Source organism: Aquabacterium sp., from assembly GCF_041915145.1.
Lineage (GTDB): Bacteria > Pseudomonadota > Gammaproteobacteria > Burkholderiales > Burkholderiaceae_C > Aquabacterium.
In genome coordinates, this window is sequence record NZ_JAYSBZ010000109.1 from 1 (window position 1) to 7,093 (window position 7,093).

At 68.0% G+C, this 7,093-nt stretch carries 5 protein-coding genes and 1 other RNA gene; all 6 read left to right on the forward strand.

The features are described from left to right. Positions 1-678, forward strand: a 678-nt coding sequence (gene xrt / locus ACE3SS_RS14250) for an exosortase (RefSeq protein WP_374595065.1), incomplete at its 5' end; no start/stop codon positions are given. A 15-nt stretch (positions 679-693) separates the two neighbouring features. Continuing rightward, on the forward strand, positions 694-1,392 hold the full coding sequence (locus ACE3SS_RS14255) for an exosortase C-terminal domain/associated protein EpsI (RefSeq protein ID WP_374595067.1): 699 nt from the start codon (positions 694-696) through the stop codon (positions 1,390-1,392). A 115-nt stretch (positions 1,393-1,507) separates the two neighbouring features. After that, positions 1,508-2,239, forward strand: coding sequence for a bifunctional 2-polyprenyl-6-hydroxyphenol methylase/3-demethylubiquinol 3-O-methyltransferase UbiG (gene ubiG, locus ACE3SS_RS14260; RefSeq protein WP_374595069.1), 732 nt, complete (start codon positions 1,508-1,510; stop codon positions 2,237-2,239). Positions 2,240-2,250: 11 nt separating this feature from the next. After that, a complete protein-coding gene (gene gph, locus ACE3SS_RS14265; protein WP_374595071.1) occupies positions 2,251-2,916 on the forward strand; it encodes a phosphoglycolate phosphatase in 666 nt (221 codons plus the stop codon). An 18-nt stretch (positions 2,917-2,934) separates the two neighbouring features. Beyond that, on the forward strand, positions 2,935-6,558 hold the full coding sequence (locus ACE3SS_RS14270; protein WP_374595073.1) for a DUF748 domain-containing protein: 3,624 nt from the start codon (positions 2,935-2,937) through the stop codon (positions 6,556-6,558). Positions 6,559-6,635: 77 nt separating this feature from the next. Then, positions 6,636-6,994, forward strand: a transfer-messenger RNA (tmRNA) gene (gene ssrA, locus ACE3SS_RS14275). Positions 6,995-7,093: the final 99 nt, after the last annotated feature.

A 7,093-nucleotide genomic window follows, 5' to 3' on the forward strand; every position in this document is an offset into this window, starting at 1 on the left:
GCTGCGCTGGCTGCTCTGCCGCGCCGCTGCGCCGTGGGCGGCACTTTGGCTTTCGGCTTGCCGGGCCTGGCGTTGTACAGCCTGGGTCGCACCCAACAAATTGCGCCCGTCGAGCTGGCCGCGCTGATGCTGGTGCTGGCCGCCGCCGTACTGTGCCTCAAGGGCTGGGCGGGGTTGCGCCTGGCGTGGTTCCCGCTGTTCCTGCTGTTCTTCGTGGTGCCGCTGCCGTACTCCGTCACCACCTTGCTCACCGGCCCGATGAAGACGGCCGTGTCGGCCGTGGCCACCGGCGTGCTGCACGGCGTGGGCTACCCGGTAGGCCGCTCGGGCGTGGTCATCACCGTGGGGCAATACGAATTGCTGGTGGCCGAGGCCTGCGCCGGGTTGCAGACCATGTTCACTCTCGAGGCCATGGGCCTGCTCTACACGCACCTCATGAACTACCGCAGCGCGGTGCGCAACGCGCTGATGGCGCTGCTGGTGGTGCCCCTGGCCTTCGCGGCCAACGTGATCCGCGTGATCGTGCTGGTGCTGGTGACCTACCACCTTGGCGACCGCGTCGGCCAAGGCTTCGTGCACGGCGCGGCGGGGCTGCTGCTGTTCGCCGTGGCGCTGGGCCTGATCAGCGTGGTCGATCGCCTGCTGAGCCGGACCTTGCCGGCGCGCTGGGCCCACTGATCAGCCCTCACGCCCATGACCTCGCCCCGACACCCCACGCGCCGCGCCGCTCTGCTGCTGACTGCCGGCATGCTGACCACGGCCGGCGGGGCCGCCTGGTTCAAGCCGCGCGCCATGGCCGAGTTGCGCCCTCGGGTGCGGCTCGAAGACATCTTCCCGCGCCAATTCGGGCGCTGGCGCACCGACCCCGGCGGCGAGATCTTCGTGCGCCCGCCCGACGTGCAAGCCGACATCTACGCCACCTACAGCGCCGTGCTCGAACGCATCTACATCGACGACCAGGGGCGGCGCGTGATGCTGTCGGTGGCCTACAGCGAGCGGCAGTCCACCCGCGATCAGCTGCATCTGCCCGAACGCTGCTACGCGTTTCGCGGCTTCCGGGTGAGCGATGCGCAACGCGGCGTGCTGCGCCTGCAGGGGCAGGACGTGCCCGTCACCCGGCTCGACACCGCCCTGCCCAACCGGCCCGAGCCGCTGACCTACTGGATGGTGGTCGGCGACGAGGTGGTGCCCGACATGCGCGGCATGCGCAACCGGGTGCTCAAGCTGGGCCTGCAAGGCCTGCTGCCCGACGGCATGCTGGTGCGCGTGTCCACCATCGACCCCGATGCCCAGCGCGGCTGGGCCGACCAGGCACGCTTTGCCGGCGAGCTGGCGGCGGCCATTCCCGAGGCGCTGCGCCCGCGAGTGCTGGGCCGCGTCAACCCGGGCTGAGGCATCGAGCCAGACGCCCGGCACGCGGCCACGTTGCGTTCGGAGCCCACGTCGCCTGCCTCGATTTGTAGACCCACGTCATCAGCGCGAGGCCGGGTTTGGGTAGCATCGCAGCATGAGCACCGCTACCTCCCACACCCCTGACAGCCGGGTCAACGCCGACCCCCAAGAACTCGCCAAATTCAGCGAACTCGCCCACCGCTGGTGGGACGCCGAGAGCGAATTCCGCCCGTTGCACCAGATCAACCCGCTGCGCCTGGACTGGATCGACGCGCAAGCCGCCATCGCCGGCAAGCGCGTGGTTGATGTTGGCTGCGGCGGCGGCATCCTGGCCGAATCGATGGCCAAGCGCGGCGCCAACGTGCTGGGCATCGACCTGGCCGACAAGCCGCTCAAGGTCGCCCAGTTGCACGCCATGGAAGGCTGCGTCGCCAACCTGCAATATCGCTCGGTAGCCGCCGAGGCCCTGGCCGCCGAACAGCCCGGCCAGTTCGACGTGGTCACCTGCATGGAAATGCTCGAGCACGTGCCCGAGCCCGCCTCGGTCATCCAGGCCTGCGCCGACATGGTCAAGCCGGGTGGCTGGGTGTTCTTCTCGACGCTCAACCGCAACGTCAAGTCCTACCTGTTCGCCATCGTCGGCGCCGAGTACGTGCTCAAGCTGCTGCCGCGCGGCACGCACGAATACGCCCGCTTCATCCAGCCCGCCGAGCTCACGCAATGGGCGCGCAACGCCAACCTCGGGCCGGTGGCCATGAAGGGTCTCGAATACCACCCGCTGACGCAGCGCTATTGGCTGTCGGGCGACACCAGCGTCAACTACATGGTGGCGTGCCGCAAGGCGTGAAGGTGGCGAGCATGACCATCACCTTTGCCCCCCGCGCCGTGCTGTTCGACCTTGACGGCACCCTCGCCGACACCGCGCCCGATCTGGGCGGCGCCCTCAACGTGATGCGCGAGCGGCGCGGCCTGCCCGCCATGCCCATTGCCGAGCTGCGCCCCTGGGCCTCGGCCGGCGCACGCGGCCTGCTGCACATCGGCCTGCAAGCCGAGCCCGAGCACGACAACTTCGAAGCGCTGCGGCACGAGTTTCTCGACATCTACGAAGGCATCTCCAGCCTCCACAGCGTGCTGTTCGACGGCACCGAAGCACTGCTGGCCGGACTCGAAGCCCGCCGCCTGCCCTGGGGCGTGGTCACCAACAAGCCCAAGCGCTTCACGCCCGGCGTGCTGGCGGGCCTGGGCATCGGCCACCGTGCCGCCGTGGCCGTGAGCGGCGACACCACCCCGCACGCCAAGCCGCACCCCGCGCCGCTGCTGTTCGCTTGCGAGCAGATCGGCATCGCGCCCGAGCACGCGCTCTACGTGGGTGACGACCTGCGCGACGTGCAAGCCGCCCGTGCCGCCGGCATGCCGGTGGTGGCCGCCGGCTATGGCTACATCGGCCAGAGCGAAATCGCCAGCTGGCAGGCCGACGCCATCATCAACCGCCCGCAAGACCTGCTGACGCTGCTGGCCGCGTAAATCCGACTCCCTCTCCCCATGCCCGACGCCACCGCCCTGCTCCGCTCACCCCGCCTGCGGCGCATCGGCCTCGTCGCCGGTGCCGTCGCGCTGGTCTGGACGGCGGGCGCCGGCTGGCTGCTGCCGCGCTGGCTCAAGCCGCAGATCGAAACCGCGGCCACGCAGGCGCTGGCCACGCCGGTGCGGCTCGACGGTTTGTCGATTTCGCCGTGGACGCTCACCGCGCGGCTCGACGGCCTGCGCGTCGGCCCGGCGCAGGCCGAGTTCGTGAAGCTCAAGCAGCTTGAGGCGCGCGTGTCGCTGCAATCGCTGTGGCGACTGGCGCCGGTGGTCAGCCGTGTCACGCTGGTCGAGCCGCAGTTGTTCATCGAGCGCACCGGCGAGCAGCGCTTCAATTTCTCGCCGGTGCTCGACCACCTCAACGCCCAGCCCAAGCAACCCGACAACAAGCCGGCCAAATTCGCCGTCCACAACATCCGCATCAGCGGCGGGCGCATCCGCTACCTTGACCACGTCATCGACCCGGCCCACCCCGAAGACCACCTGATCAACGACCTCAACGCGGGCGTGCCGTTCTTGTCGAACCTGCCCAGCGACGTCGAGGTCGACGTGCACCCGCTACTCGAAGCCAAGGTGGACGGCAGCCCGCTGCGCATCACCGGCAGCACCCAGCCCTTCGACAAAGACCTGCACTCCGACATCGACCTCAACTGGAGCGCGGTGGACTTGGCCTACTGGGCTCGCGCTGCGCGCCCCCTGCTGCCGCCCGAGCTGCGCCTCGACGTGACCCGAGGCCAGTTGGACACCCAGTTGCACATCGCCTTCGAGCAGCGCCCCGCGCCGGCCGTGTCCACGCTCAAGATCGGCGGGCAGGTGACGGTATCGGGGTTCGACGCAGCTTGGCCGCAACAAGCCTTGGCCTGGCGCTGGCAAGCGCTCGATGTGAGCGGCATCGACGTTCAACCTTTGCAGCGTCAAGCCAGCGTGGGCCGCATCGCGCTCAGCGGGCTGGGTGTGGAGGTGGGGCCGCGCCCACACGGTGTCGCCCCCCCTGCCTCGGCCGCATCGGGGCCAGCGGCCGCCACCACCAACGCCAGTTGGGCCTGGCGCATCGGCCAGATCGACGTGGCCGCCTCGGCCATCCAGGTTGAACCGCAAGCCGGGCAGAAGCTGCCGCTGATCGGCCCGCTCAAGCTGGCGTTGAGCGGGCTCGATTCCGGTGCCAAAGCGGCGCCGGCCAAGCTGCAATTCAGCGCAGCCGATGCCAAGCAGGGCACGGTCAAACTCGGTGGCAGCGTGCAGCTGGCGCAGCGCCAGGCCGCGCTCGACGTCGCCGTCGAGCAACTGCAACCCGGCCCCTGGCTGGCGCCGTTTGCGGCAGCCCTGCCGGCCACGGTTTCAGCCGGCACCGTGGCATTGCGCGCTCACTTGCAACTCGACCCGCAAGCCCTGGCGCTCACGCAAGGCCAACTCGACTTGGCGGGCATCCAGGCACAAAGCACCAACGCCCCCAAAGGCGTGACGGCTGATCGCCTGACCCTGCCCAAGCTCAGCGCCGGCAGCCTGCAGGCCGTGCTCAAGCTGGGCGACGCGGGCGCCAGCCTTGACCTGGCCAAGCTCGACGCGCTGCGCATCGAGCAGCTCGACGCCACCCTCACCCGCAGCGCCGACGGCCGCTGGCTGTGGGCGCCGGCCTCGGCCACGACGACCGCCTCATCGCCCACGAAACCCGAGAAGCCCGCCAAGGCCGCGCCGCTGCCGCGCATCGAACTCGGCGAGTTGCGCTGCACAGCCTGCAACTTCAACATCACCGACCACACCACGGCCCAGGCCAGCAACTACTCGCTGCTCAAGTCCGACATCAAGCTGGCGTCGCTGTCGAGCGACCTGAGCCACACCAGCCAGTTCGAGATCAGCGGTGTCGGCCAACACTCGGGCACGCTGCAACTCAGCGGCGAGGTGCGCCCCGAGCCGCTCAAGCTGCAAAGCAAGGTACAGATCAAGAACGTCGACCTGCGCGGCATGCAGCCCTACGTCGACCCCTACCTCAACATCACGCTGGGCAGCATCAAGGTGCAAGCCGACGGCAACGTGGCGCTCGAGGCCGGCGCGGGTGGCGACCTGGCCGCGCGCTACAAGGGCCGCGTCGGCGTGACCGAGCTGCGCACGCAAGACCGCATCACCTCGGCCGAGTTCCTGCGCTGGAAGGCTTTCTCGCTCGACGGCCTGAGCGCCGAGTGGAAGCAGAACAACCTCACCGCCGACTTCGGCCAGATCGCGTTGCGCGACTTCTACGCCCGCCTCATCCTCAACCCCGACGGCACGCTCAACGTGGCGCAGATCCTGCGCGCCAAGGGCGCCGAGGCGCAGTCGATCACCACACCCACCGCACCCGGCCAAAAGCCCGCCGCGGCACCGCCAGCCGCCCCGGCCAGCGCCGCATCCGCCCCCGCTGACGCCAACAAGCTGCCCCCCAACTTGCGCTGGGCCGGCATCACGCTCGCCAATGGCCGCATCGACTTCACCGACACCTTCATCAAGCCCAACTACTCGGCGCGCCTCACGCAGATCAACGGCACGGTCTCGGGCGTGTCGTCCAACAAACCCGAGCCGGCCGACCTGAAGATCACCGGCAAGGTGGACGACGCCGCACCGCTCGACATCTCGGGCCGCATCCACCCGCTCGGCGCGCGCCTGACCACCGACATCACCGCGTCGGCCAAAGGCATCGAGATGACACGCTTCTCGCCCTACGCGGCCCGCTACGCCGGCTACGCCATCGAGAAGGGCACGCTGTCGGTGAATGTGAACTACAAGGTCAGCAACGGCCAGCTTGAAGCCAACAACAACATCTATCTCGACCAGCTGACCTTCGGCGACAAGGTCGACAGCCCCGACGCCACCAAGCTGCCGGTGTTGTTTGCCGTCTCGCTGCTGAAAGACCGCAACGGCGTGATCGACGTGAACCTGCCCATCTCGGGCTCGATCGACGACCCCGACTTCTCGGTGGGTGGCATCGTGGTGCGCGTGATCGTCAACCTGCTCACCAAGGCCGTCACCGCGCCGTTCTCGTTGCTGTCCGGCATCGGTGGCGGCAGCGAAGAACTGGGATTCGTCGCCTTTGCCCCGGGCTCGGCCCGGCTGGACGACGAAACCACCAAGCGACTCGACACGCTCGCCAAGCTGCTCACCGACCGCCCTGCCCTCAAGCTGGAGATCACCGGTCATGCCGACCCGAGCTTCGACGTCGATGGCTTGAAGAAACGCTACGTGACGCGCCTGATGCGGCAAGCCAAGGCCAAGTCCACCGGCACCGAAGCGGCCGACGTGACGATCGCCGACAACGAGCACGACAGCTGGCTCGAAGCCGCCTACAAGGCCGCCGACGTGAAGAAGCCGCGCAACGTGGTGGGCTTAGCCAAGTCGCTGCCGCCGGCCGAGATGCAGGCCATCCTCGAGGCCAACGCGCCGGCCGATGCCGACGCCCTGCTGCAGCTCGCCAACCGCCGCGCCGACGCCGTCAAGGCCTATCTGGCCAACAAGCTGCCGCCCGAGCGGGCGCAGCTCACGGCGTCGAAAGCCACCTCAGCAGGCATTGCCGACAAGGGCCCGACGACACGCGCGCAATTCAGCATGCATTGAGCCGGCGGGCAATCAGGCAAAAATGCACGCATCCACGCCTTGAAAGTCCCGGAACTGCCCTAACATCTCACCCTTGAGGGGCCGACCTGGTTTCGACGAGGGTGCGGATCCGACGTAGGGCATGTCGAGCACCAGTCCGCTCGTAAATCCACTGGAAAAAAGTAACTGCAAACGATCAAACGTTCGCACTCGCCGCTTAACACCGGCGTGCCTTGCAACAGCCTGCCGATGGGCTGTGGTGGCAACACCAGCAAGGTCATTCTCATCGGCTGGCTTTGAGTCGGGTCACACGACCCAAAGCGAGACTACGTGACTGGCGGTTATTGGAGCGTGCTGCTGCGCGCCAAGGCCGTGAGAATCAAATCAGACAGCTAAACATGTAGAACTGCCCGGTGATGGCTTTCGGACGCGGGTTCAATTCCCGCCGGCTCCACCACTCAATGGTTCGCAATAGTTCGCGAACATCCAAAAGGCCCAAGTAAATCAACGACTTGGGCCTTTTTCTTTGTCCGCAGAGGTGCAGTAACTTCCGCCA

Bases quoted from the DNA above. Each gene is read 5' to 3' on its own strand.
- gph (WP_374595071.1), top strand. From the start codon at position 2,251: ATGACCATCACCTTTGCCCCCCGCGCCGTGCTGTTCGACCTTGACGGC.
- ACE3SS_RS14270 (WP_374595073.1), top strand. From the start codon at position 2,935: ATGCCCGACGCCACCGCCCTGCTCCGCTCACCCCGCCTGCGGCGCATC.
- ACE3SS_RS14255 (WP_374595067.1), top strand. From the start codon at position 694: ATGACCTCGCCCCGACACCCCACGCGCCGCGCCGCTCTGCTGCTGACT.
- ubiG (WP_374595069.1), top strand. From the start codon at position 1,508: ATGAGCACCGCTACCTCCCACACCCCTGACAGCCGGGTCAACGCCGAC.